Source organism: Dactylosporangium roseum (assembly GCF_025264685.1).
Classification (GTDB): domain Bacteria; phylum Actinomycetota; class Actinomycetes; order Mycobacteriales; family Micromonosporaceae; genus Dactylosporangium; species Dactylosporangium roseum.
Genome location: NZ_CP073721.1, coordinates 373,784 through 399,454, shown reverse-complemented (window position 1 = coordinate 399,454; position 25,671 = coordinate 373,784). Strand labels below are relative to the sequence as shown.

The 25,671-nt window shown below is 65.7% G+C and carries 20 protein-coding genes and 1 pseudogene; 13 read left to right on the top strand and 8 right to left on the bottom strand.

Going from position 1 to position 25,671, the window contains the following annotated elements:
* Positions 1–70: 70 nt before the first annotated feature.
* The gene (locus Drose_RS01795; RefSeq protein WP_260726429.1) at positions 71–1,627 is read right to left on the bottom strand and encodes a methyl-accepting chemotaxis protein; all 1,557 of its coding nucleotides are present in this window, start codon (positions 1,625–1,627) and stop codon (positions 71–73) included.
* A 433-nt stretch (positions 1,628–2,060) separates the two neighbouring features.
* Here Drose_RS01795 and Drose_RS01790 point away from each other — a divergent pair, with 433 nt between their 5' ends.
* From Drose_RS01790 to brxL, 7 genes are read left to right on the top strand one after another with little or no spacing between them, the layout of a single operon-like run.
* The gene (locus Drose_RS01790; RefSeq protein WP_260726428.1) at positions 2,061–2,267 is read left to right on the top strand and encodes a helix-turn-helix domain-containing protein; all 207 of its coding nucleotides are present in this window, start codon (positions 2,061–2,063) and stop codon (positions 2,265–2,267) included.
* A 50-nt stretch (positions 2,268–2,317) separates the two neighbouring features.
* The gene (locus Drose_RS01785) at positions 2,318–2,935 is read left to right on the top strand and encodes a DUF1819 family protein (protein ID WP_260726427.1); all 618 of its coding nucleotides are present in this window, start codon (positions 2,318–2,320) and stop codon (positions 2,933–2,935) included.
* A 10-nt stretch (positions 2,936–2,945) separates the two neighbouring features.
* A complete protein-coding gene (locus tag Drose_RS01780; protein ID WP_260726426.1) occupies positions 2,946–3,545 on the top strand; it encodes a DUF1788 domain-containing protein in 600 nt (199 codons plus the stop codon).
* A gap of 5 nt (positions 3,546–3,550) precedes the next feature.
* Positions 3,551–7,015: a BREX system P-loop protein BrxC gene (brxC, locus tag Drose_RS01775; protein WP_260726425.1), complete on the top strand. Its 3,465-nt coding sequence runs from the start codon at positions 3,551–3,553 to the stop codon at positions 7,013–7,015.
* The gene (gene pglX / locus Drose_RS01770) at positions 7,015–10,530 is read left to right on the top strand and encodes a BREX-1 system adenine-specific DNA-methyltransferase PglX (RefSeq protein WP_260726424.1); all 3,516 of its coding nucleotides are present in this window, start codon (positions 7,015–7,017) and stop codon (positions 10,528–10,530) included. The genes brxC and pglX overlap by 1 nt, the downstream gene beginning before the upstream one ends.
* Positions 10,523–13,021, top strand: a complete 2,499-nt coding sequence (gene pglZ, locus Drose_RS01765) for a BREX-1 system phosphatase PglZ type A (protein WP_260726423.1) — start codon at positions 10,523–10,525, stop codon at positions 13,019–13,021. Before pglX ends, pglZ begins: the two co-directional genes overlap by 8 nt.
* Before the next feature lie 15 nt (positions 13,022–13,036).
* Positions 13,037–15,133: a BREX system Lon protease-like protein BrxL gene (brxL, locus tag Drose_RS01760; RefSeq protein WP_260726422.1), complete on the top strand. Its 2,097-nt coding sequence runs from the start codon at positions 13,037–13,039 to the stop codon at positions 15,131–15,133.
* Positions 15,134–15,235: 102 nt separating this feature from the next.
* Here brxL and Drose_RS01755 read toward each other — a convergent pair whose 3' ends face one another.
* From Drose_RS01755 to Drose_RS01745, 3 genes are all read right to left on the bottom strand, one after another.
* Complete coding sequence (locus Drose_RS01755) at positions 15,236–15,733, bottom strand: DUF6398 domain-containing protein (RefSeq protein WP_260726421.1); 498 nt, start codon at positions 15,731–15,733, stop codon at positions 15,236–15,238.
* Between the two features lie 131 nt (positions 15,734–15,864).
* A complete protein-coding gene (locus tag Drose_RS01750) occupies positions 15,865–16,293 on the bottom strand; it encodes a DUF7691 family protein (RefSeq protein ID WP_260726420.1) in 429 nt (142 codons plus the stop codon).
* Complete coding sequence (locus tag Drose_RS01745; RefSeq protein ID WP_260726419.1) at positions 16,293–16,643, bottom strand: hypothetical protein; 351 nt, start codon at positions 16,641–16,643, stop codon at positions 16,293–16,295. The genes Drose_RS01750 and Drose_RS01745 overlap by 1 nt, the downstream gene beginning before the upstream one ends.
* Positions 16,644–17,140: 497 nt before the next feature.
* Here Drose_RS01745 and Drose_RS01740 point away from each other — a divergent pair, with 497 nt between their 5' ends.
* The 4 genes from Drose_RS01740 (at position 17,141) to Drose_RS01725 (ending at position 20,425) form a co-directional block, all read left to right on the top strand.
* Positions 17,141–17,914: an SAM-dependent methyltransferase gene (locus tag Drose_RS01740; RefSeq protein WP_260726418.1), complete on the top strand. Its 774-nt coding sequence runs from the start codon at positions 17,141–17,143 to the stop codon at positions 17,912–17,914.
* Between the two features lie 72 nt (positions 17,915–17,986).
* A complete protein-coding gene (locus Drose_RS01735; protein WP_260726417.1) occupies positions 17,987–18,811 on the top strand; it encodes a DUF4878 domain-containing protein in 825 nt (274 codons plus the stop codon).
* Positions 18,812–18,884: 73 nt separating this feature from the next.
* Positions 18,885–19,376: a SigE family RNA polymerase sigma factor gene (locus Drose_RS01730; protein ID WP_260726416.1), complete on the top strand. Its 492-nt coding sequence runs from the start codon at positions 18,885–18,887 to the stop codon at positions 19,374–19,376.
* Positions 19,373–20,425, top strand: coding sequence for a hypothetical protein (locus tag Drose_RS01725; RefSeq protein ID WP_260726415.1), 1,053 nt, complete (start codon positions 19,373–19,375; stop codon positions 20,423–20,425). Before Drose_RS01730 ends, Drose_RS01725 begins: the two co-directional genes overlap by 4 nt.
* Positions 20,426–20,960: 535 nt before the next feature.
* Here the strand turns inward: Drose_RS01725 and Drose_RS01720 are convergent.
* From Drose_RS01720 to Drose_RS01705, 4 genes and pseudogenes are all read right to left on the bottom strand, one after another.
* Positions 20,961–21,349 (bottom strand): annotated as a pseudogene (locus tag Drose_RS01720) (transposase); the annotation flags it as partial.
* 149 nt (positions 21,350–21,498) lie between these two features.
* A complete protein-coding gene (locus Drose_RS01715) occupies positions 21,499–21,876 on the bottom strand; it encodes a helix-turn-helix domain-containing protein (protein WP_260726414.1) in 378 nt (125 codons plus the stop codon).
* The gene (locus Drose_RS01710; RefSeq protein ID WP_260726413.1) at positions 21,869–22,264 is read right to left on the bottom strand and encodes a hypothetical protein; all 396 of its coding nucleotides are present in this window, start codon (positions 22,262–22,264) and stop codon (positions 21,869–21,871) included. Before Drose_RS01710 ends, Drose_RS01715 begins: the two co-directional genes overlap by 8 nt.
* Positions 22,261–22,386, bottom strand: a complete 126-nt coding sequence (locus tag Drose_RS01705; protein WP_260726412.1) for a hypothetical protein — start codon at positions 22,384–22,386, stop codon at positions 22,261–22,263. The genes Drose_RS01710 and Drose_RS01705 overlap by 4 nt, the downstream gene beginning before the upstream one ends.
* Positions 22,387–22,736: 350 nt before the next feature.
* On the opposite strand from Drose_RS01705, the gene Drose_RS01700 reads away from it, so the two are divergent.
* Both Drose_RS01700 and Drose_RS01695 read left to right on the top strand, forming a co-directional pair.
* Positions 22,737–24,374 carry a serine/threonine-protein kinase gene (locus Drose_RS01700; RefSeq protein ID WP_260726411.1) on the top strand — a complete coding sequence of 546 codons (1,638 nt, stop codon included), beginning with the start codon at positions 22,737–22,739 and terminating at the stop codon, positions 24,372–24,374.
* Entirely contained in the window at positions 24,368–25,654 is a 1,287-nt protein-coding gene (locus Drose_RS01695) for an AAA domain-containing protein (RefSeq protein WP_260726410.1), read from the top strand. The genes Drose_RS01700 and Drose_RS01695 overlap by 7 nt, the downstream gene beginning before the upstream one ends.
* The last annotated feature ends 17 nt before the right edge of the window (positions 25,655–25,671 follow it).

Genomic DNA, 25,671 nt, shown 5'->3' with positions numbered 1-25,671 from the left:
GCGCCTTACCGCGTCGAAGAGCAGGCTGGTACGTCCGCCGCCGCGGCTGGCCGCGCTAGACAGCGCCGCGCTACACGCGGAACTGGCTGGCCAGCCGTTGCAGTTCGGTGGCCATGCGGGCCACGTCGGTGGTGGCGGTCTGGGACTGGGTGACACTGTGGGTGGTGGTCTGCGAGGCGGAGGCCACACCGAGGATGTTGCGGGCGATCTCTCCCGAGCCCGAGGCCGCTTCGGCGATGTTGCGGCCGATCTCCTGGGTGGTGGCGGTTTGCTGCTCCACCGCGGCGGCGATGGTGGTCTGGAACTGGTCGATCCTCGCGATCACCTCACTGATCTGGGCGATGGCCGAGACGGCCTGATGCACGTCGCCCTGGATCGCCACGATCCGTTGCCCGATCTCGTCGGTGGCCTTCGCCGTCTCCTGGGCGAGGTCCTTGACCTCGTTCGCCACGACCGCGAACCCCTTGCCGGCATCGCCGGCCCGGGCCGCCTCGATCGTGGCGTTGAGCGCGAGCAGGTTGGTCTGCTCCGCGATGGAGGTGATCACCTTGATGACGTTGCCGACCTCCTGCGACGACTCGCCCAGCTTCGCCACGGTCGTCGTGGCGTCCTGGGCGGTGTCGACGGCCTGATTGGCGACCTTCACCGCGTCCGCGGCATTGCGGGCGATCTCGGCGATCGAGGCGGTCATCTGTTCCGAGCTCGCGGCCACGGTCTGCACGTTGGCCGAGACCTGCTCGGCGGCGGTGGAGACCACGCCGGCCCGCCCGGAAGCCTCGTCAGCGGCGCCGGCGATCTGCCTGCTGGTCGCCGACAGCTCCTCGGCGCTGGACGCGAGCGTGTTCGCCGTTTCGGTGAAGGCCTGCACGACCTGCCGGGTCCGCTCGTTGGCGCGGTCCAGCGCGTGGGCCATCCGTCCGATCTCGTCGCGGCTGCCGACGGCGGCGATCTCGGTCAGGTTTCCCTCGGCGACCGCGTCCAGGACCCGCGAGACGGTGCGCAGTGGCTGGAGGACCAGCCGGGTGACGTACCAGGCCAAGGCGAGGGCGGCCAGCAGGCCGGCCCCGAGCACGACAAGGATCACGGTGCGAGCGGTGCGATAGGTGTCGAGCGCGGAGGCGATGATGGCGTCGGCGTTCGCCTGCTCGGCGGCGCTGGCCGCGTCGAGCTCGGCGAACGCCTTCGTGGTGACGGGTGACGTCTGAGTCCTCTGGATGGTGACGGCGGCGCGGAAGTCGTTGGCCTCGGCCGCCGGCATCAGCACGGTGTCGCGGATCTGGCGGTACTGCGCCCACAGCTCCCCGAACCGCTGGATCGCCGCCGGGTCGGCGGCCTCACCGCGGTATCGGGCGAGAGCGTCGTCGAACTTGCTGTCATTGCTCTGCATCTTCGCCTTGACGTCACGAGCCGTGGCGGGGTCCGGAGCGAGAACCACGTCCCGGGAGAGGGTGCGGGCCTGTTGCGCCAGGTCCCGTAACTGGCCCAGGTCCGCAGTAGCGCGCAGGCCGTCGTTGGCGATCCGCTCGCCTTGAGCGTAGACATCGGCCAGGCGAATCACAGCGACGACGCCGACGGCGATGGCCGTCACCGCGAGGACCGCGACGATCAGTCCTATCTTGAGGCCCATACCGGCATTGGCCAGCGGCCGACCGCGGCCACCACTCTTGATGCCGTCCGCAACACCAGCCATCATTCTCGCAGCCTCCATCCCGAGTCGGCTGTGACCGCCGCAGTCTCCATATGGGCACTGGAGCCGGGCGACGCGGGCCGATGCCACCGGTTCGCACCCGAATTGCAACCGGCGCGGCACAAGAGCGGTTCCAGGTCGAGCCGTCCAGACGATCAAGGTGCGACCGGAGGCGGTCCCGGGTCATGTAGCCCATGGGCGGGAAAGCCGTCCGGAGCACCGGGCGCCTGCTCGCCCGACGATCTCCCCCGGTAGAGACGAGTCCAGCCGACGAGACCGGCTATGATCCGGCAAGATCGGGCCAAACCCGGTGACGCGGGATCTCGTTCGGTGTACCCATGGCCCGATCCCTAGCAGGCTGGAGATTCGTGACGTGTCTGAGCCCTGGCTCTCCGCCGACGACATCGCGGCTCATCTCGGTGTCACGAAGGACACGGTCTACGCGTGGATCGCGGAAAAAGGTATGCCCGCTCACAAGGTCGGCCGGCTGTGGAAATTCCAGACGCGCGACGTCGACGATTGGGTCCGAAGCGGTAGCGCTGCCTCGTCGGGCCAGGACGCCGCCCCCGAAGGTACGTGAGCGTGCGCAGTCCGGTGTCGATACGTGCTCAGAAGTGTGAGGAGGGGCAGGTGAACGCCGCACTGGCGGCTGCGCCTCGGCGCTATGCGCTCTCGTTCACCGCGGGTGCTCTCCTCGTGCGTGAGGCCGCACTGCTCGCTCCCGTATACGTCGAGCGGCGCGACTGGAAGCAGGTCCGTGATCAGGCCGTGGAGCGCAACCTCTTGCAAGCGCGAACCCGCCGCACGGGGATTCGGCTGGTCCACGAGACGGTGAAGCGCCTGTCCGCGCTGGCTGACGACGAAGTCGAACTCTTGCTCGAGGCAACGGCGTCCGAGCGCGCCTACCTCATGTGGGCCGCGGCCTGTCGCCGCTACGAGCTCATCGGGGAGTTTGCCGAGGAGGTCTTGCGGGAGCGGTTCCTCCTGCGCGCCTCGACGCTGGGACACGAGAATTTCGACAGTTTCGTTCGAGCCAAGGCGCTCTGGTACGAGGAGCTGGCGCAGATCAAGGACTCGACAATGCAGAAGCTGCGATCAAACGTGTTCAAGATGATGCAGGAGGCGGAGCTCCTGTCGGCGGCCGGCCACATTACGCCCGCCGTGCTGTCCGAGCGAGTCGCTGCGGTCCTCATCGCCCGCACGCCGAGCGACCTGCGCTTCTTCCCGGCCCAGCAGATCGAGGGGTAGTGGCTGCGCTGTGATTCCGAAGACTCTGCCCGAGCAGGAGGAGCACCTGTTCGCTGTGCTCAGCGGTCAGCGCTTCTTGCGGATGGAGGGCCTGAGCAACGAGGTTCCGTTCTTCATCTACCCGTATCCGCCCGAGGACGCGCTCGTCGTCGCGGCGGCCAGGAGGCGGATCAGAAACCGGCTGTCCAGCGCAGGGGTCGGCGTCTTCGAGGTCAACCTCTACGACCTGTCGGTCGAGCTGCTCAAGGAGCGGGGGGTCTGGGACCGGGTCCTGGCCATCGAGCCGGATCAGGACAAGGCCGACTTTCGCGAGATGCTCCAGGGAATGCTCGACCCGCAGCTACACATCGCCCCGGCGATCCGCGACCGGCTCGCGCGGGTCCATTTCGACATCTTCTTCCTCACCGGGATCGGTGAGGTGTTCCCGTACATCCGCTCGCACAACGTGCTGAACAACCTGCAGTCGGTGGTCAAGGGCAAGCCGATGCTCATGTTCTTCCCGGGCTGTTACGAGCAGTCCGACACATTGGGCTCGTCGCTCGTGTTGTTCGGTCGGCTCAAGGACGACCAGTACTACCGAGCCAAGAACATCCTGGAACAGGAAGCGTGAGTGCGATGCGGCTCAGCGAGATCTTCGCCAAGGACATCCAGCGTCCGATCGAAGGCGTCATCAAAGCCGATGACGTCGCGCACCTGGGCACCGAGGTGGACGAGTACGTCTTGACCAACGAGGCCGCGAAGGGCCTGGAGACCCTCCTTGAGGAGTACACCTCCTACACCAACGCCAACGGCGTGTGGATCTCCGGCTTCTTCGGCTCCGGCAAGTCGCACATGCTCAAGATGCTTGCCCACCTGCTGGGAGCCGTCGAAGGCCAGCACTACCCGCGCCAGAAGGTCTCCGACAGTTTCCGGGCCAAGACGCCCGACGCCTTCCTGCCCGGCCTGCTCGACAAGGCCGACCGCATCCCGGCCAGAAGCCTGCTGTTCAATATCGACCAGAAGGCCACCCTGATCAGCAAGGACCAGACCGATGCCCTGCTGAAGGTGTTCGTCAAGGTCTTCGACGAGAGCCGCGGCTACTACGGCAACCAGGGACACGTCGCCCGCTTCGAGCGCGACCTGGACAACCGCGGACAGTACCAGGCCTTCAAGGAGGCGTTCGAGCACATCGCCGGCATCCCCTGGGCGCGGGGACGCGAGCAGAGCGCGCTGGAAGGAGCGAGCATCGACCGGGCCTTCGCTGAGGTCAACGGTGCGACGGCCGACGGCATCATCAAGCAGTACAGCGCCTCCTACTCGGTCTCGATCGAGGACTTCGCCGACGAGGTCAAGTCCTGGCTCGACCAGCAGGGCGATGCGAACCTTCGCCTCAACTTCTTCGTCGACGAGGTCGGCCAGTTCATCGGCTCCGACACCAAGCTGATGCTCAACCTGCAGACCATCGCGGAGTCGCTCAACACCAAGTGCGCCGGCCGCTCGTGGGTGTTCGTGACCTCTCAAGAGGACATGGAGAGGGTCATCGGTGACCGCACCAGGCAGCAGGGCAATGACTTTTCCAAGATCCAGGCCCGGTTCAAGACCCGCCTGAAGCTCACCAGCGCCGATGTCGAGGAGGTCATCCGCAAGCGTTTGCTGGAGAAGAACTACGCGGGCGTGGCCGAACTGAGCGAAATCCACGCGGACCAGCACGCCAACTTCAAGACGCTGTTCGACTTCGTCGGCGGGGGCAAGACCTACCGAAACTACACCGACGAAACGCAGTTCATCGGGACCTACCCGTTCGTCAGCTACCAGTTCCCGCTGTTCCAGGCCGCGATCGAGGGCATCTCCGACCACAACGTCTTCGAGGGCCGCAACAGCTCGGTCGGTGAGCGGTCGATGCTCGGCGTCGTCCAGCAGGTCGCCAAGGACATCGGCAACGTCGAGGTCGGCCGGCTCGCGACCTTCGACAGCATGTTCGCCGGGATCCGTGCCTCACTGAAGGCCGCCGCGCAGCGTTCGATCGACGTCGCCGAGCGCCACCTCGACAACCCGCTGGCGGTCCGACTCCTCAAAGCGCTCTTCCTCGTCAAGTACGTCGAGAGCTTCCAGGCGACCCCGCGCAACCTCACGGTGTTGGTGTACGACCGCTTCGGCCTCGACCTCATCGCCCTGTCGGACCAGGTGAAGGAAGCACTGACCCTGCTGGAGTCGCAGACCTACATCCAGCGCGACGGCAACGCGTACGAGTACCTGACCAACGAAGAGCAGGTCATCGAAGAAGAGATCAAGAACGTCGACATCGACGCCTTCGAGGTCAGCTCCCGCCTTTTCAAGATCCTGTCCGGCGACGTCATCAAAACCAACAAGATCCGCTACGCCAAGAACGGGCAGGACTTCCCCTTCGGGTTCAAGCTCGACGACCAGGCTCACGGCGCCCAGCGGGAGCTGGCGATCCACTTCATCTCGCCGGAGTACCCGTACTCCCCGGACGAGATCCGCATGCACAGCGCGGGAAAGGACGAACTGCGCGTCGTCCTCGACCCGGACGCTCGGGTTCTTTCGGACCTGCGGCTGCTGATCAAGACCGAAAAGTACATCAAGCGCAAGCAGGGCACCTCGATCTCCCCGATCGAGGACCAGATCCTGCGTTCCAAGGGTGCGCAGAACATCGGTCGGGAGAAGGAGCTCATCCAGCGGGTGCGCGGCTCGGTCGGCAAGGCCGCCCTCATCATCAACGCCGCGGACGTCACCTCGGGCTCCCAGGACGCGCTCACCCGGGTGACCGACGGCTTTCAGGACCTGGTCAACCGTACCTACACACAGTTAAAGCTGCTCGGCGGCGTCACCTTCAGCGAGCAGCAGATCGCCTCGGCCGCGAACCCGGACAGCGGTCTGTTCGAAGCCGGCATCTTGACCGAGCTTCCCGCCGAGGAAGTGCTGTCCTTCGTCATCCGCAAGGAAGGACTCGGAGAGCAGGTCACGGTCAAGACCATCGTCGACAGCTTCCAGGCCAAGCCGAACGGGTGGGACCTCGCCTCGATCGAAGTCCTGATCGCGTTTCTCATCGGGATGTCCAAAGTCACGCTCACCGTCGACGGAAACGTCCTCAAGCGTTCCGAGGTCGCGACCGTGCTCCGCAACACGCAGAAGCACGCGCACGCCGTCGTGGCTTCCCAGAAGACGTTCGACGAGCGCAAGGTCGCCGCGTTCCGAAAGTTCTGCACCGACTTCTTCGACGAGGCCAACACTCCCCGGGACCCGCTCGAGCTCGCTCGGCATGGTGCCGACCGACTCAAGAGCAGGCATGACGAGCTCAAGGCCATCGTCACGGGCGCCAAGTACCCCTTCGTGGCCCAGCTCACCGCGCCGATAGAGCTGCTCGACCAGGTGATCGGCAAGCCCGAGGATTGGTACCTGACCGACTTCAGCCACGGCGATGACCTGCTCGACGCCAAGGAGAGCGTCATCGACCCGATCCTGGCATTCCTCAACGGCGGACAGCGCGTCATCTACGACGAGGCCGCCGACTTGCTGACCATCCACAGCAGCAACCTCGGCTACCTGCCGTCCGGCAGCGACGCCGCGGTCCGGAGTGCGCTGGTCGACTCCAACACCTTCCGCGGCAACCGGATGACGCAGCTCAAGCAGGCATCCGACCGGCTACGCGCCCAGATCGAGGAGATGGTCGCCGCAAATCGAACCGATGTCGTCACGGCCATCGAGGGACGCAAGGCCAAGCTCGAAGCGAGCGTCTACTACGCCAATGCGACCAGCTCGACCCAGGAGAGCGTGATTCGGGAGATCGACCAGGTGATCTCACGCGTCCGCCTCGAGAACCACATCGCCCTCATCCGCGAGCTCGGGGCGAGCTTCGAGGAGAACACCTACCCGGATCTGCTCGATCAGCTAGCCGCCTCGCAGCAGGGCGAGGGCCGCGACGACACGCCACCTCTGAAGCAGACCGTGTCCGTCAAGACCGTCTCGGCCAGTGGCGTCACCGGGGTTCTTGAGACCGAGGAAGACGTCGATCGGTATCTCGCCGCCCTCCGCGGCGCACTCGTCCAGACCCTGAACGACGGAAAGCGAATCTCACTCTGATGGAAACCGCACCGCTGAGGTCCTTCGCCACGTGGGCGCGCGCGGCGCTCATCCGCGAGGTGACCGCTCGCGTCGCCGTGGTGCTCGCGCCGGCGTCACCAGAGCGGATCGAGCGGTCCGCCGCCGTTGAAGCGCTGGAGCAGGCGATCGACGCGGTGGGTGGCGGCGACACGGGCAGGGCGGCCGTCGCGGACCGGGTCGCCTACACCTGGTTCAACCGCATCGTCGCCTTGAGATTCATGGACGCCAACGGCTATACCGGCATCGGCGTCGTCTCGCCACAGGCCGGCGTCGGAAGCGGTCAGCCCGAGATCCTCGCCGAGGCCAAGCGCGGCAGCATCGACGCGACGGTCGTCGGCACCAAGACCCGCGAGACGGTCACGGGTCTGCTCAACGACACCCGTCGCAGCGAAGACCCTCAGGGCGAGGCCTACGCCCTGCTGCTCGCGGACTACTGCCGTTACTGGAACCGCGCCATGCCGTTCATGTTCGAGCGGGAGGGTGACTTCACCGAGCTGCTCATCCCCGCGAACCTGCTGGCGGACGACTCGGTGCTCAACCGCGCCGTCACGGTCCTGACCGCCGACGTCTGCCAGGACGTCGAGGTCATCGGCTGGCTGTATCAGTTCTACATCTCGGAGCGGAAGGACGAGGTCTTCGCCGGCTTCAAGCGAAACAAGAAGGCCGGCGCCGCTGAGATCCCCGCGGCCACCCAGCTCTTCACGCCGCACTGGATCGTGCGCTACCTGGTCGAGAACTCGCTCGGTCGACTTTGGATGCTCAACCGCCCGTCCTCTCGTGTGGCCGACCAGATGGAGTATTACCTCGCCCCGGTCGACGACGCGTCGGACTTCCTGCGAATCAGCGGCCCCGAGGAACTCAAGATCATTGACCCGGCCTGCGGGTCGGGCCACATGCTTACGTACGCCTTCGACCTCCTGTACGCGATCTACGAGGAGGAAGGCTACGCGCCCGCGGACATTCCGGGCCTGATCCTCACCAACAACCTCTACGGCACCGAGATCGACCGGCGCGCGGGGGCGCTCGCGGCTTTCGCCTTGATGATGAAGGCTCGGGCCAGGCAGCGCACCTTCTTCAACAAGCAGGTGGAGCCGAGCATCTGCGTCCTGGAACCCCTTGCGTTCTCGCCCGAGGAGCTTGATCTGCTGATCACCGGTAGTGGTGACCGGTCTGCCGAGGCGGATTTTTGGAACCGGTTCGCCTGCGCCGACACGTTCGGCTCGCTGGTCCGTTCCGACCAGGACCTTGCTGCTCGACTGACGGCGCATCTGCACAACACCGTCGACGACGGCGACATGCTTTTCCAGAGCGTGATCGAGCGGGCACGGCGGGTCGTGGTTCAGGCGACGTTCCTGGCCGATCAGTACGCCGTGGTGATCGCGAATCCGCCGTACATGAGCACTGGAAGCATGGATACTCGGCTCAGTGAATTCGTCAAGGCTGAGTATCCTCGCGGCAAAGCCGACCTGTATGCCTGCTTCATTCTGCGGTGCCTTGAACTGTGCCGGCCGAAGGGCCGGGTCGCCATGGTCACCATGCACTCATGGATGTTTCTCTCTTCGTACACGAAGCTGAGGGAAGCCATCGCCCAGGAGCACAAACTTGAGTCGTTGGCACACCTGGGCACCGGCGCGTTCGACACCATCGGCGGCGAGGTGGTGTCGACAACGGCCTTCGTCGTCGCCGCGAGGACCTATCGAGAGTCTGTCGTCGGCACCTATGTAAGGCTGGTGCACGGTGCCAACGAATCCGAGAAGGCGGCAGCCCTTCGGGCGGTCTCCTCCGGAGCCTCGAGCGGTGACGTCTACCGGGTGCTGAACGCGAACATGGCGGCCCTTCCAGGCGGTGCGATCGCCTACTGGATGAGCCCGACGCTGCTGCACGCCATGACCGGCAATACCCTGCTGGGCGAGATTTCCGAGCCGCGCTGCGGCATGAATACCGGCGAGAATGCGCGCTTCGTTCGCAACTGGTGGGAAGTTGACCGCGGGCGGAGCTTCTACGACGCCGAGAGTACCGCGGCGGCCCACAAGAGTGGCTGCAAGTGGTTCCCGTACAACAAGGGTGGCTCCTATCGGAAGTGGTACGGCAACCAACAATCTGTGGTGGCTTTCGACGCGGCGAGCTACGACATCCTCAGCAAGCAGGGGAACCACTTGCCGTCGCGTCAGTACTACTTCCAACCCGCGGTGTCGTGGTCGAAGGTCGCCGGGTCGTCACCCTCTTTCCGGTATTTCCCGCCGGGCTTCGTCTTCGACGGCGCGGGCATGTCCCTGTTCGCGGACACGCCGGAGCAGCGGATGGTCATTCTCGGACTGCTGAACTCGAACGTGTCGCTCGCCGCCCTCGAAGCCATAGCTCCCACCCTGAACTTTCAGTCTGGGGACATCGCGCGGCTGCCGCTGCCGAAGGAGATTAACGACGCCGCGGTCATGGGGGTCGTGGAGAAACTCGTCGCCTCCGCCAGGAGCGACTGGGACCGGCAGGAGATCTCCTGGAACTTCAGTCGCGACCCACTCGTCGAGGAGGCGGCGAGCGATGGCCAACTGAGCGACGTCTACGACGCGGTGACTTCGCGCCAAGACGCGTCGGTCGACGCTCAGCGTCAGCTCGAGGAAGCGAACAACTCGTTCTTCATCGATGCGTTCGAAATGCGTGCGGAGCTGAGTCCGTCTGTCGGCGTGGCTGAAGTGACACTCCTGGCGAACCCGAACTTTCGATACGGCCCCGCGCGTGCCGGCGACCACCGGCTCCGTTGCGCCGACGCGGTGTCGGATCTGGTCTCCTACGCCGTTGGATGCATGTTCGGCCGGTACAGCCTCGACCGGCCGGGGCTTGTTCTGGCGGACCAGGGCGCTACCGTGCGGGACTACCTCGCCGAGGTTCCGGCGCCTACGTTCGCACCGGACGCGGACAATGTCATTCCGGTCGTGGACGGCGACTGGTTCGAAGACGACATCGTCGGGCGCTTCCGCGAGTTCCTGCGTGCCGCCTTCGGTGAACAGCACTTCGAGGAGAACCTGCGCTTCGTGTCAGCGTCGCTCGAGGTGAAGGACATCCGTGACTACTTCGTGAAGTCGTTCTACAAGGACCACGTTCAGCGGTACAAGAAACGCCCGGTCTACTGGCTGTTCGCCAGCCCGAAGGGCTCGTTCAACACGCTCGTCTACATGCACCGCTACACGCCCTCCACGGTCTCGACGGTGCTCAACGAGTACCTGCGCGAGTTCACGGCCAAGTTGACGGCGAGCCTGCGGCAGCAGGAACGTCTTGCCGCTGGTGGCGGGACGCCGCGTCAGCAGGCGGCCGCCCAGAAGGAGGCTGACCGGCTCCGCAAGGTGCTGCTGGAACTCGAGGAGTACGAGCACGACGTCCTGTACCCGCTGGCGTCCCGGCAGCTCTCGATCGACCTGGACGACGGCGTGAAGGTGAACTACCCGAAGTTCGGCGCCGCGCTGAAGAGGATCCCCGGCCTTGAGGCAAGCGATGAGTGACGCCGCCACGGTCCGCCCGCACCTGGAGCGGTGGTTCGAGAACCGTCGGATCGTCTTCTGGCACGACCTGGACGGCCAGTACGCCGCGGACCTGGACGATCTCGAACTGCCGGGAGTCCAGACGATCCGCGTTGCCAACGACGAGTTCGGTATCAAGCGTCGGCTCCTGCACGACGAGCCGACGAGCAAGTTCCTCGTGTACCGCTCCGGTCAGGTGCCGGCGGGCATCGGGAACTGGCTGCTTGATCTCGAGCTTGCCTACGGAGTCTTCACGGCCGATCGCACCGCTCTTGTTGTGCAGGCTCTCGGCCTCACCGGCAAGGGCATCGACGAGGTCGTCCAGACCCACGAGAGGTTCTTCAACGCGACCAAACGCGTCCAAAGCCTCAGAGCGCTGCTGAGCCCCGAGGACGATGCCATCGACCTGCGCGCGAAGATGTCCGCGGTGCTGCTCGGCCTCAAGGACTCCCACAGCCTGCTGGAGATCACCCGTGCGCTGCTGATCGAGAACGCCAAGGAGCAGCACACCAGGTACGACGCACTCGTCGACTACGGACTCGACGGCTTCTACTGGCGCGGCGCGGCCAGTATCTACGGCTACGAATCGGCCTCGCCGAGTATCGACGATCTGGTGCTGTGGATCTTCCGCAAGGCCGCCGACGGCTTCAAGTCCGACCGGCCGGGAGGCCTGCGGAACATCCAGCTCGACTTCGCGAGCCTGCGCAACGACCGGCGCAGCCAGGAGGCGCTCGCCACGCTCGCCAAACGCGCGGCGCGCGACCTCGACTACGCTTCGCTGATCGAGGACGCGAGCTTCCGTGATCTGGTCGCGGTCGACCTGTTCCAGGAGGTCGACCAGAAAATCATCAGCGACCTGGCGCGTGCGGTGGCGGAGCAGACCGTCACCCCGCGCGAGGTCGCCGACGTGGTGCGCGCGCGGCAGAGCAGCGTGTGGATCAACGGCTACCGGCAGCTCTACACGGCAGTTGCCAGCGCCTCCGAACTGCTGGGCGAGCTGTCCTCGCTGAATCTTGGAATGCGATCGTTCGACGACGGGCTGGAGCGCTACCGTCGGAAGTGGTTCCGCATCGACCAGTTGTACCGGCAGTTCGTCTACGCGGCACGTACGGCCGAATACCCGAAGCCTCTCGAAGCACTGCGCGAGCAGGTCGAGAAGCGTTACACCAACAAATTCGTCTACGAACTGGGCAATGCCTGGCAGCAGCAGGTGAACCAGGTGGACACGTGGCGCTCAACCGCACTGCGCTCGCAAACGGGTTTCTACGCCGGCTACGTGGAGCCGCTCGTGCGCGACGGCGACAAGAAGGCCGTCGTCATCGTCTCCGACGCGCTCCGGTACGAAGTGGCCGATGAACTCGGCTCACGCATCCGGCAGGAGGACCGCTTCGACGCGACCCTCGACGCCGTCCTGGGCGTGTTGCCGAGCTACACCCAGCTCGGGATGGCGGCGCTGCTGCCGCACTCGACACTCAAGCACTCCGCCGACGCCAGGGTCGTGCTCGCGGACGACCAGCCGACGAATGGCACCGCCTTCCGCGGGAAGATCCTCGAGAGCGTCGGCGGCACGGCGATCCAGGCCGAAGACTTCAAGGCTCTGAACGCCGACGAGCGGCGCGAGCTCTACAAGGCCAACCGGGTCCTGTACGTCTACCACGATCGAATCGACGCCACCGGCGACAAGCCCAGCACCGAGCGGCAGGTGTTCGAGGCCGTCGAGGACGCGCTTCGTGACCTCGTCGACCTCGTGAAGAAGCTGGCCAGCGCGAACGCCACGAACATCTTCATCACGGCTGACCACGGTTTCCTGTTCCAGGACGAGGCTCTGGCCGACTCCTTCTTCCTCTCCACGCAGCCGCAGGGTGACGACATCAAGGTTGTCAACAAACGCTATGTACTGGGGCGCGGCCTCAAGGTCGACAACGCCTTCGTGGCCTTCGAGGCTGCCCGGCTCGGACTGGAGAGCGACCTGGAGGCCCAGATCCCCAAGTCGATCCACCGCCTTCGGCTCGCCGGTGGGGGGTCACGGTTCGTGCACGGTGGAGCGACGCTCCAGGAGATCGTCGTCCCCGTGCTCGCCGTCAACAAGAAGCGCAAGAGCGACACCCGGCTGGTCAGCGTCGAGGTGTGGCCCGAATCCGACAAGATCACCACCGGGCAGGTCGTAGTCCGGCTGTTCCAGTCCGAGCCGGTCAGCGACAAGGTCCAGCCACGCACGCTCCGAGCCGGGCTTTACGTCGGCGAGACCCTCATCTCGAACGTCGCCAGCCTGACCTTCGACCAGGCCTCGGCCGACAAGCGCGACCGGTACCAGAACGCACGGATGCTGCTCAGCCAGGACGCCAACGACTACAACAACCGTGCGGTCGAGTTCCGCCTCGAGGAGCGCATCCCCAACACCAACCAGTGGCGCGTCTATGCGAAGGCGATCTACACGCTGAAGCGTTCGTTCGCATCGGACTTCGACTTCTGACGGGGAGGGACCTCAATGGACGAGACCGAGCACGAGGCGCCCGACGCCAGCGCACCGCGGCAGAGTGACCTCGACTCCAAGATCAATCTTCTGTTCCCCGGTGTCGTTGTCCGTAAGGACCTGGTCAAGGCCGTCAAGGGCAACGCGATCGTGCCGTCGTACGTCCTCGAGTACCTGCTCGGACAGTACGCGGCGTCAGACGACGAAGCCACCATCCAGGCCGGCATCGACACCGTCCGGAAGATCCTCGCCGAGCACTACGTGCACCGCAGTGAGTCGGAGTTGGCCAAGTCGACCATCAAGGAGCGGGGCCGGCACCGGATCATCGACAAGGTCACCGTCACGCTCAACGAGAAGGCTGACGTCTACGAGGCCGAGTTCGCCAACCTGGGCATCAAGGGCGTGATCGTCGAGTCACCCACCATCAAGGCCCATCCCAAGCTCCTGGTCGGTGGCGTCTGGTGTATCTGCGACATCGAGTACCTCCATGGCGAGGACCAGCGCGTCGTGCCCTGGATCCTTGGCTCGATCAAGCCCATCCAGCTCTCGAAGTTCGACGTGGAGCAGTACCTCGAAGCGCGTCGCGGATTCACCACCGGTGAGTGGATCGACCTGCTCATCCAGTCCATCGGCTTCAACCCCGGGCTGTTCAGCCGGCGCGGGAAGTTCTTCCAACTCGTGCGTCTCATCCCGTTCGTCGAGCGCAACTACAACCTGGTCGAGCTCGGCCCCAAGGGGACTGGCAAGTCGCACATCTTCTCGGAGTTCTCGCCCCACGGCATGCTGATCTCCGGCGGCGAGGTCACCGTCCCGAAGCTCTTCGTGAACAACTCCAACGGACGCATCGGCCTGGTCGGGTACTGGGACGTCGTCGCATTCGACGAGTTCGCCGGCAAGAAGAAGCGCACCGACAGAGCGCTCGTCGACATCATGAAGAACTACATGGCGAACAAGTCATTCTCCCGTGGCGTCGAGACGCTCGGCGCCGAAGCCTCGATGGTCTTCGTCGGCAACACCTCGCACACGGTGCCGTACATGCTCAAGAACTCCGACCTGTTCGACGAGCTACCCGAGGCCTATCACGACCCGGCATACCTCGACCGTCTGCACCACTACATCCCCGGCTGGGAAGTCGACATCATCCGCGGCGAGATGTTCTCGAACGGCTACGGGTTCGTCGTCGACTACATCGCCGAAGTGCTCAAGTCGATGCGCTCGAAAGACTGCTCGGACCGCTACCAGCAGCACTTCACGCTGTCACCGGACATCTCGACCCGAGACCGCGACAGCATCCACAAGACTTTCTCCGGCCTGATGAAGATTCTCTACCCGGACGGCGAGGCCACCCGCGAGGAGATCGAGGAGATCCTTCGGTTGGCCATCGAGGGCCGCAAGCGCGTCAAGGACCAGATCCTGCGCATCGACTCGACCATGGCGGAGGTCGAGTTCGGCTACCTCGACAAAGGCGGCACCTGGCACGGCGTCGCCACGTTGGAGGAAGACGAGTATCCCGCCTACTACCACCGGGGACACAAGGAGGCGGCCGAGTCGAGGGAAGCGCCTACCGATGCTGACCCGCTCGGCGGTGGCGCAGCACCGGCCGAGCCCGAACTGTTCCAAGGCCACCGGGCCTACCAGGAAGGTCAGCGTGGCGTTTCGTACGACTCGTTGCTCGTCCCGTATTTGCGGGGTGCCTCGCAGATCACGATCGTCGACCCCTATGTGCGGATGTTCCACCAGGCCAGGAACCTCATGGAGCTGATCGAGGGGATCGCACGTCACAAGGACCCAGCCGACGAAGTCACCCTCAAGCTCGTAACCGTCGAGAACCAAGACGGCCCGGAGAAGCTGCAGAAGCAGTACGAGTACCTGCTCCAGATCAAGAAGAGCGCGGCAGTGCTCGGCATCGTCCTCGACGTCGAGTTCGTCGCACCGCAGGCCATCCACGACCGCTGGATCACGACCGACACCGGCTGGAAGATCCTGCTCGGCCGCGGACTCGACATCTTCCAGCGCATGTCCGACAGCCCGTTCGACCTCGCCACGAAGTATCAGAAGTATCGCGAGCTGAAGGGCTTCGGCATCACGTACCTCCGCGAATCCGACGAGTAGGACCTCGGCTGCTCGGTCATGCGGCCTCGTCCATGCCGGCGCGTTTGCGGTACGACTGGCGGAGGTGAGATAACCCGTCAATGTCGAACGGTTTGGCGGGACCTACTCTGACGGCGTCGACGCTCTGCTCGTCGCAGCCTGCGCGGGCACGTACGGGATCAGCCCGCACCGCCAGGCTTCCACCTGCAACGGCTCCGGCAGGTTGCGGGCGTCGACGATCAGACCGTCGACCTCCAGGAGCCAGGTCATCGGATTGTTGTCGATGATCTCGCGCCGGCTGAACTCCGGGTCCATCAGGCCGATGTTGAGGGTGTCCATGATGAGCCTGCCCTTGTTGGCCATCGTCGTCTGCTTGACGCCGAGCAGGTCCGCCATTGTGTCGGTGCGCATGTGCGGTTCCTGATTGGGGTCGGCGAGGAAGTTGACCCGGCCGATGGCGTAAATGATGCCGGCCGCCCAGATGCGGCGATCGCCGCGTACGAGCGGGGATGGGCGTTTGCGGGCGAGCTTGGCCGACAGCTTGGCGCAAAGCGCGGCGTACTCTTCGTCAAGATGCCGCAGGCAGAAGGCATCAGTCGCGGTAATGATCTCGTCATACACCTGCCGCACTGCGATCGGAACGCTGGCGGTCCGGTTCTGTCCTGTCATGACATCCTCTCGGATCGGAGGGTCGTTCAGCGGACACCGTACGCCGCCACGGTGAGGCGTTGTCGGCGGCGTTGTACACCCTTCTAGTGTCGTCGTCGGAGTACGGGCCGAAGACGGGGGCCGGGCGCCGACAGCGCGCCGAAGGCGCGCCACCGTCCGTTCGCCGAACCGTCAGTGGTAGAAGCAGACCAGGTCCGTGTCGTACTGGCGGCATTGCAGCAGCACCGCATTCCCCACCATCCCTCGTTCGGCAGCCGTGCGCCCCAGAGGTCGCACAGCGCCTTCAGGCAGTACCCGTACAGGTGGGCATCCTGATCGGCATGGGGACGTCCGAGCATCAGGTCGGCCAGGAAGTCGGCCGCCGGCCGCGTGCTGTGGGACCAGTCGTCGAGGTTGGTGAGGTCGGCCCGGCAGCGGTCGCGGACCCAGGCACAGAGCGCTTCGTCGCGGACTGCCAGCACATCGTTCAACGCGTCCAGACGGATCTTGAAGGGCATGATCGCGTAGCTCATCAGCGGGCCTCCCATCCGTCGAGACGGTTCAGTCGGGTCCGGTCGTCGTGGATCCAGCCCCAGATCAGGCTGACCACCGTGCCGGGTGCGTCCACCGTGGTGGACATGACGTCGGTCCCGGCCCCGTCGCGGTACTCCAGGGTGAAGTCGGCCGGTGCGTTGCGGTAGATCTGGATGAACCGCATCTCGTCGTCGGCCCGGCCGACGATCAGGAACGGATTCGGCCCGTGCAGCGCGTGCACCCACAGGTCCAGCATCGACCTGGTGAGAAACGGTAACCCGAGATCGTCACCGCCGACGTTCAGTGTCACGTTCACCCGGTCCGGCAACTGTCCGCTGCTCTTGATCACAACGGTCACCGTACTGCCCGACTCGCCGCGGCGCTGACGGACTCCGGCGGACGAGATGCTCCGGTGCCGGCGCTTGCTCACCTATCTTGGACGACGATCGGGCGACGGCGCGACCAGGTTCGCAGCGACCGGCAGGCGCATCCACGGGTCGACGTAGCGACGCTTCCGGGTCAGATACGCTGGGTGAACGCACATGACCAGTGCGGCGAAGTCGGCTTCCCGGAGCCCTTCGCGGTGACTTTCACGATCGAGGTCTGGCCGCGTGGGCCCCAGGTTCGGACCCTGGTTGGTCTCAGCGTTTGCCCCGCCTCGTCGGCGAAACAGATCCACGCGCCCAACCTGCGCGCGATCCTCTAGTGTCCTGAGCCGTCGCGACACCTTGCTGTTGGACAGGCCGTCGGTGCACGGCGGGCCTGGACATCGACGCCTACAGGTCCTTGTCGGCAGGGTGAGCAAAGGGATTGCACGCCTGCGTGTGACCAGCTTGGATCGCACCCGTGACAATATTCGATGAGCTTGCCTGCCCAGATCGGTATCCGCGCTCGTCCCGGTACGACCCGGCCTGGCTGCTCGACCTGGACATGGGGCCGAACCCGTTGTGGCTGCTGGAGGACCTGGCCCGGGATCTTGACCTGCGCCCGGGAATGCAGGTCCTGGACCTGGGCTCCGGCAAGGGAGCGACGTCCGTGTTCCTGGCCCGTGAGTACGGCGTCCAGGTCGTGGCGGCCGATTGGTGGATCGCGCCGGATGAGGCAGCGGCCGTGTTCGCCGACGCTGGCGTTTCCGGCCAGGTGACCGCCGTGCGGGCCGAGGCGCACAACCTGCCGTTCGGGAAGGACAGCTTCGACGCCATCGTAAGCATCGACGCATTCGAGTATTTCGGCACCTCTGACTGGTACCTGCCATACCTCGTGGGGTTCCTGCGGCGTGGCGGCCAACTCGGCGTGGCGACGCCGGGAATGACCCGGGAGGTCCGAGAACTCGGGGCGATCCCGGAGCGCATCAAGGAACTGTTCGGCTGGGAGCCGATCGCCTGGCACACCGCCGAGTGGTGGCGCTTTCAGTGGGAGGTCACCGAACTCGTGACCGTCACATCGGCACGACTGCAGGAAGATGGCTGGCGGGACTGGCTGCTATGGACACAGGCGGTGGCCGAGCACACAGGCGACCGGGCTGGCCCACAACACAATCGCCAGGCGGTGATCGACCTGCTCGCCGCCGACGCCGGCGAGTTCCTCACCTTCGCGATGGTGACAGCGAGGAAGAACTGATGAGCAAGCTCCGCGCGGTCCGCTGTCGACAATTATCTTGAATCGATCACGCGGTGACGAGCAGCCACCGCCGTGACCCCAGACCCTGAAGGCTTCGACGCCCTCGCGCTCGACACCCTCTTCCTCGCCGGTCCGATCTCCTACAATTCTTACGCGACGATCCGCACTACGACCGGCCGTTGCCGGTCAGCCCGCTACGCCACTCCGCGAACCGATCTTCAGGTACCTGCCCCTCCGTCGCGACCTTCGGGCGTCATCGGGGACATTGCGCGTGACGGTCCGCACGTACCCTGGGTCCTCGGCGATGTCGATACGATTGCGATGCCCCGGCTGACCGTTCTCAGGAGGCAACCCCCGGTGACCTACCCGCCAGAGGCCAACCAGCAACCGCCGGACCCTTCCGGGTCCGGATACGGACAGCAGCCGTACCCCCAACAGCCCGGCTCCCCACCCCACCAACCGCCGACCGGCGGCGACCAGGACACCAACGCCATCAAGTGGTTTCTCGTCATCGGTGGCGCGCTGGTGACCGCGCTCATCCTGTGCGCCAGCCTGTACTTCGGCATCCAGAAGCTCACCGCCGACTCGCCGACCGACGTCGTCAACGAGTTCATCGAGGCCGCCCGCGACGGCGAACGCACCAAAGCCCTCGACCTCATCTGCGCGTCCGAGCGCGCCAAGGCAACGGAACGCGACGACTTCATCCTCAATGACCACGACCGCCAGAGCCTCATCGAATGGAAGGTGACAAGCGAGACAGCGGGCGAACAGACCGCCGAAGTACGCACCTTCGTCAGCGTCCGCGACGACGGCAACGTCGAGTCCGCCACCGTCATCATCACACTCGTCAAAGAAGACGACGAATGGAAAATCTGCAACCTGCGCACCGACCGGTGACACAGGACAACACCCCGGCGGCAACGAGTTCGTGCGTGTCAACAGGTCAGACCCGATCGGTAGTCAGTAGGGTGTGACCTTCGAGGAATACGTGCTCGCCCGCGGCCCTGCTCTACTCCGCCTCGCGCGTCTGCTCGTCGACGATGTCCATCGAGCCGACGACCTCGTGCAGGACACGCTCGTGCGGGCCTACCCACGTTGGTCAAGGATCTTACGCGCCGACCAGCCGGACCTGTATGTCCGGCGTATTCTTATCAACCTCAATGTTTCCTGGTGGCGTCGCCGTGCGAGCCGGGAGATACCGGTGGATCTGGGCGCCGACCTGCGACCCGACTCTGCCGACCACGGCCCGCAGGCCGCCGAGCGGCTTGCCCTCTGGGAGCGTGTTCGAGCACTCCCGCCGCGCCAGCGTGCGGTGATCGCGCTGCGCTACTACGAGGACCTCGACGATGACCGCATCAGCGAGATCCTCGGCTGTTCGCGGGTCACTGTCCGCACCCACGCCATGCGCGCACTGGCCGCGATGCGCATCCAGATGCACGACCTGGAGGAGGCCCACCGATGACCATGGACCTGGAAAACCTTAAAGGAACGCTACGGGCACGCGCGGAGGCCGACACCGACGCTGAGGAACTGCTCGCACGGATCGGTCCGGCCCGTCGTCGGCGCCGCGCCCGCCGGGCCATCGGTGCGATGGCTGCGGTGCTGGCGCTGACCGGGCTGGTGGCCGTGCTCGTCCCGCGCTTGCCTCTCGGCGGGTACGCCGTTCCAGGGGCGCCGTCGGCCGCGAACCCCAACCCTGATTCAGCGGCGATCGGCGCCGACCCGCAGACGATTCACTTCGGCGTGGGACGGTTTCCCTACCCGGTGCGCACGACCACCTGGGCGGTGCTAGACGGCGTCGAAAGGCTGTCGCTGTGGGGCAACACGGTCACGTTCGACGATCCGCAAGCGCATGACGACACCGAGTTCTTCGCAGATTTGACGCTGACGCCCGTGACCACCTCACCGACTCCGAATCCCACGGCGCTGCCGGGAACGCTGCAGCAACCGCACAGTTCGCCAGCGACCGTCGGAGGGCAGCCGGCACTCGTCGTCACCGGAAAAGAACCGAACAGCACACTCGGCGCCACCCGCATCACCTGGCAGCCGATGGCCGGCGCCCGCGCCGAACTGTCCGTCCGCGGTCCCGTGCCGGTGGACAAGGCCCTGGCATTCGCCGGAACGCTCCGCCTGGACGTCATCCACCGATGCAACCTGCTCGTACGCACCACCGCCTTACCCGATGGGGCACACGTAACCGGCTGCTCGACCATGGCCGATTCACTACGCGGCGACCTGACCATCCGCGGCCCCCAAGGCACGATCTCCATCTCCGTGTCGGCCGTCGCCGTATTCGACCGCGGCGCCACCGCAGGCGTCGGAGACGCACCGCAGTTGCCCACCCTCGCCAACGGCTGGCCGTACGAGGAACTCGATCCGTCGGCAAACACGCAGCACTTCACCGCGTACATCCGGATTCCCAACCCCTATCTGGTGGTATGGGCGCAAGGCGGATTCGGCCTGAACGACGTACTCCTCGTCGCCGGCGGCCTGGAGTTGTCATCGCGCTGACCATCAGGGGGCCCGGGCTATCGCGAGATGTAAATCGTCACCGATGGCGTCGCCAGATCGGCGCGGGTCTTCGGGTAAGCACCTTACGGGCCGTCAGGCGCTGACCGGGCGGCCCGTAAGGTACCGCGGGCGCGGGAAGATCGCCCGCCGCCTGCCTACAGCACTTGAGCGCCTCGGTATCCAAGCGGCCCGAGGCGAGGACTGCGGGCGGCACGAGTTCATCACCGAGTCGTCGACTGGGTAGGCTGAGGTGCAGGAGCTACGGGTGTTCCGGCTGCCGAGCCCGGCGGAACTGACGGCGTTGCCGGCCGTGATCGCGGAGGCGTCGACGTTCCTCGTCGAGCCCACCCGTCGTCTGATGACTTGCGGCCGTCAGCCTGTAGCTGCTCAGCGGTGCGATCACGCAGTCGGATGGCACCCACCCAAGGTCTGCCGGTCGGCAAGGCGTCGCCCTCGGATTCAACATCGGAAGGTCCGCTATCGGCGTCGGCGTTGGCAGACCGAACGCACGAGGTTGGGTCAGCGTCTGCGGTGCCACCGTCCGGCCGTGCTCGCGGACCTTGATCACCAGGGCGTCCATCCACACGAACGTGTAGTGCGCCGCGTCGAGGGGCCGGGAGCCGAATGCCTCGACCTGCGCGTCCAGATGGGCGGCCATCTCCGAGACCTGGCTGCGCGACAGTGACGCGATGCCGAGTTGCTCGACGAGCTTCTCCACCCGCCGGGCGACACCCCCAGCAGATACGCCGTGGCCACCACCGACACGAGGGCCTGTTCGGCGCGGCGACGGTGGGTCAGCAGCCAGTCCGGGAAGTACGAGCCGTGCCGCAACTTCGGGATCGCCAGCTCAACGGTGCCGGCACGGGTGTCCCAGTCCCGCGGCCGGTAGCCGTTGCGCTGGTTGACCCGTTCGTCGCTACGCTCGCCGTCGGCGGCGAAGCGTGGCCACCGACCGCCAGGGCCAGCAACTTCCACGGCAGGTATCGCGTCAGGCCATTCGGCTACGAGCTGCCCACCGTTCAGCCAGATGGAGAGGCCGTCGGCGCTCCGCATCGTCGGGCGCCCGCGCCTAATCAGTGCTTGATCAGTGGCGTGAGGTCAACTTCGACATCGTGGCCGGCGATCGTGACAACGACACGCGGCCGGTCGCCGGTGGCGGCGAGGTAACTGGCTAGAGTGGAAAGCAGCATGTCGGGGCGGCTCTCGATGCGACTGATCTCCGACTGCGCCACTCCCATCGCCTTGGCCAGCTCGACCTGCGTGAGGTCGGCAGCCTTACGCACTGCGGCGAGGTTCTCGGCGTAGATGCGATCGGCCGCGGCCATCTCGGCGCGAATGTTGTCGACACGCTCGGCGGCACCGCGTCGCGCCCGGAGCCGGGCGATGCGCGCGCCGGCGGCGTCGGTGCCGACGAAGGTGGCGTGTTCGACATGGTTCGACTGGTCAGTCATCTTCGCCTCCATCGGTCTGTCTGAGGTAGGCCGCGATCACCTGGTCGGCGCGGCTGCCGACACTGCTGTAGAACACATCGCCCATCCGAGCCTTGTCGTTACCGAACAAAACGATCATCGGTGGAGCCTCCGACGGGAACCAGACGATCAAGCGGATCGCGATCCCGTCTCGGAAGGGATGCGACAGCCGCCAGACCTGGTACCGGCCCGGCTGCCGCACCCGGCGCAACGTTGGCGTGTCATCCGTCGGCGGTTCCTTGATGTCCTGCAGATACTCCAACTGTGCCGTGACAACATCGAGCTGCTCCTGCGCTCGACCATGCCCAACCTCCACTCGACGTTCGAGGTCGGTCAGCCACCTGTCGAACTCGCTCGACCAGTCGATCAACTTCCCGAATATAGCACAGACAGCATATTGCTCACGGTGCGGGCCAGGCGAAACACGAGCATCTTGTTCCCCAGTTCCAGGTCGCGCAGGGCCAGCATGCCGCCGCGGGCGCTGACCGGCACCGCCGGCTGGCAACCTGCGCACGCTGCACCAAGATCCGCGCCGCACTCGCCAACCTCGGTCGAGCGGTGACGACCGACGGCAGGAGATGTTCCGAGGGGGTGCACCATCGACGGCGACGAGTCACCACACGACGCGGCGCGGCATAGGGGTCGAAGAGGAACTCGGCTTAGGGATGTCCCCGGGCCGGATGCCCTCGCCGCCGGATTTTCGCGGAGTTCTACGCCGCGATCCACCCACGCCTCCTCACGCAGTAGCTCGCGTTCGCCGGCGACCGAGCCGAGCCCCACCGAGGGGCTTCATGGCCGAAAGTAATTGATAAACTCCATTGCGTTGACTTAAAGTGTCGGGCATGGCGGCCGTGTTCTCCGATCCTGGCGACCTGTTCTACGACGCCCGCAACACGGCACGGCCTACCCGAGGGCGGTTCCGCTACCAGGATGAGTGCGTCGCCCTCCGCTGCATCGCCAACCTGGTCTACGGCGGCGTTACCGAGATCATTGTGGAGTGGTCGACGGACTACATCGCCATTCTGGCCGATGAACAACCGGAGTTGGTATCGATAAAGCACCGGGACCCGGGGCAAGGCGACTGGCAGATGAGCCAACTCCGGCACGTCATCTTGGATCTGCACATGGTCTGGCGGGCCATGACGGAGCAATGCCGTTGCACCTTCGCCTCGAACGCGGGCCTGACGCCCGACGCCTCGGACAAACTGACGAACCGCCTCCGCGACTATCTTCCAGCCGGAGTACAGCCCGATGAGGTGGCTCGATTCCAAACGGTGCTCGCCATGCCCGACCCACCGCTTCCACGACGTACCGAGATCACCGCAGTCGGCGTCCGTGACATGATGGGCGCGCTATCCCTACTCGACCGGGATCCCCGATATGCGGAGGACTGCTACCAAGTTCTGGTCGATCGGATCGGCGCCGCGGCGAGCGAGCAGCCGGACCGCCCCGAGCAGCGGATCGCGCGGCTGACGGGCTCAATGCGCGCGGTCAACGAGCGGCAGCGGCCGCGGCAGGCCGACCAGACCGTGCGCATCGCGGACCTGCGTGACCTGGTCCTGCGTACCCACGACGAGTGCGTGCGCCGGCCCGCACGTCCGGCCGCTCCCACCATACCGTTGCGAGCAATCCGGCCCCGAACGGCGCCGCTTCGGGACACCGATGAGTGGTACGGCGGACTCGAGCTGCAACTCGACGGCTATAGCGTCCTCATCCACGACCCGGTCGAGGTCCATCGGCCGCCGGACCGCTCATACCGCGAGCAGCGGTCGAACGGCCGCCAGCTCGTGCCGCGGCAGCGGGATGTACGGGTCGTGCGGCTTGATGTTGTCCGCCCCGACCGGTCCGCCGATCAGCGGCGGCAACAGGTGATTCGGGAAGCTGACCTGCACACTCAATTGCGAAACCTGCCGGAGTTGATCGATCGATGGGGTAGCGACCGACAGATCGGCTACGTCACTGCCATTCCTCAGGGACGGTCGCTACCGGCGGCTTTCGGACCACCGCCCTATTCGGCCACAGCGCTGGACGGGCTGTTGCGAGCGCTACCCAGCCTCGGCCGCGCGCTCGCCGACTTCCATAGCAACGGCCTGGCGCACCGGGCGCTGCGCCCGGAGGCGCTGTTCTTAGCCGGCCATAAGCTGAGCCTGCTCGACGCCGGACTCGCCGCAGTACCGCCGGTCATGGGCGAGGGGACGCCGTTCTACCGCGCGCCCGAGCAGGAACGCCCGGCGCGACGTGCGCCCGCGGCTGCCACGGACGTGTACCAACTGGCCGCGATCATCTATCACCTGGCGGTCGGACAGCTTCCCGGTCCCAACCCTCCGCCGCCGAGCATCCTGCGACCAGAACTTTCCCCAGCAATCGACAGAGCATTGATGGCTGCTCTTTTGCCGGAACCGGGCGACCGGCTGACGCTTCTAGATCTGATCGACAAATGCACCGCCGTGCTGCGTTCGGGCGGAGCATTGGCATGCTGATCGGCGAGCCGTTCACGCTCAGCTCGCCGGCACCGATCGCGCTTGTTCCGGGCCGGGCATTTCCGGAAAAGCACGCACGGGAACGCCAGCGGTATCCGTTCCTGCCGGACGTCCCAGCCCTTGTGGCGGAGCTGAACGAGCTGACGCACCGAGGCGGAGTGGCGGTCAGTGTCGATGAGCGTCAAGGCGGTGGCGGCTGGATCCGGTGTTACGCCAACCGAAGCTGCGTTGGTGTACGGTCTTCGCGGCGCGGTGACGTATTTCTCATCGAGTACATCGAGCCGATGCACCTGCGCAACCACGGGCGCCTGGCGCGCAGCGCGCTGCGGGTCGCACCGCCACGATGGCTGTACGGTGCGGACCTCTCTGCCGTGCCGCCCGGCTGCGTTGCACCGGACGCGCAGATCCGCGAGGCATGGCATCGCCTCCAGCGGGAAGCACGACGTGCGTCCTCGACGGAGCAGCGCGACCCGCGGTACGAGGCGTTCTGCGACGCGCTCGATGTGGTCGCCGAGGGCGCCCGCCAGATCACGTCGGCGAAGAACGCCGGCCGCCCCGCTCTGGCCTTCTACGGGGTACGAGCGTCGAGCGAGGCCCGGCGCACGACGGCGGGCATCTACACATTCCTGCTGTCCAGGCCGGGTGAGGTGGGGGAGGGCGACCTGGTGGAGCTGCGACAGGCACCCGACTTGCGCGGCAAGGTCAGAAACGCGGATGGCGAGCGATTGATCGTCGAGTTCGACACGCCGGTGGACCGCCGACGCATCCCCGAACAGGGCGAGTTGGTGGTCAGCGGCGGTGACCTCATCCCGCGCATCCAGCAGGACGCCATCGCCAAACTCCGAGCCGGCACGGCACTCAATTCCCGGCTGTTACCGCTACTCGTCGACCTCGACTTCACGCTGTACGACGAAAGCCGTGGACCGGCGTCGAACCCCGCCGAGCCGCTGGACGGCGATCAACTCACGGCGTTCCATCGGGCGTTGCTGGTACCCGACCTGCTGCTTGTGCTCGGTCCACCCGGTACCGGAAAAACCCGGACGATCGTGCAGATCGCCTCGGCCGCAGCGGCGCGAGGCGAGCGGGTCCTCATCGCGTCCCAGACCAACACCGCGGTAGACAACGTGATTGAGCGCCTGCCCACGGCGCTCACCGGAATCCGGGTCGGTAACGAAGCGCGGTTCTCCCGGGTTCCACAGATGAGTAGCAGTCCTAGTCCGCGAAAACAGGCGTTGAACTGGGGAAACACTGCTTGGCCCAGTGACGGGGCGTGTCACTAGGCGGTGGTGTTCGTGCT

Bases quoted from the DNA above. Each gene is read 5' to 3' on its own strand.
- Drose_RS01750 (WP_260726420.1), bottom strand. From the start codon at position 16,293: ATGAGCTACGCGATCATGCCCTTCAAGATCCGTCTGGACGCGTTGAAC.
- Drose_RS01715 (WP_260726414.1), bottom strand. From the start codon at position 21,876: ATGACTGACCAGTCGAACCATGTCGAACACGCCACCTTCGTCGGCACC.
- pglZ (WP_260726423.1), top strand. From the start codon at position 10,523: ATGAGTGACGCCGCCACGGTCCGCCCGCACCTGGAGCGGTGGTTCGAG.
- Drose_RS01695 (WP_260726410.1), top strand. From the start codon at position 24,368: ATGCTGATCGGCGAGCCGTTCACGCTCAGCTCGCCGGCACCGATCGCG.
- Drose_RS01725 (WP_260726415.1), top strand. From the start codon at position 19,373: ATGACCATGGACCTGGAAAACCTTAAAGGAACGCTACGGGCACGCGCG.
- brxC (WP_260726425.1), top strand. From the start codon at position 3,551: ATGCGGCTCAGCGAGATCTTCGCCAAGGACATCCAGCGTCCGATCGAA.
- pglX (WP_260726424.1), top strand. From the start codon at position 7,015: ATGGAAACCGCACCGCTGAGGTCCTTCGCCACGTGGGCGCGCGCGGCG.
- brxL (WP_260726422.1), top strand. From the start codon at position 13,037: ATGGACGAGACCGAGCACGAGGCGCCCGACGCCAGCGCACCGCGGCAG.
- Drose_RS01700 (WP_260726411.1), top strand. From the start codon at position 22,737: ATGGCGGCCGTGTTCTCCGATCCTGGCGACCTGTTCTACGACGCCCGC.
- Drose_RS01795 (WP_260726429.1), bottom strand. From the start codon at position 1,627: ATGGGCCTCAAGATAGGACTGATCGTCGCGGTCCTCGCGGTGACGGCC.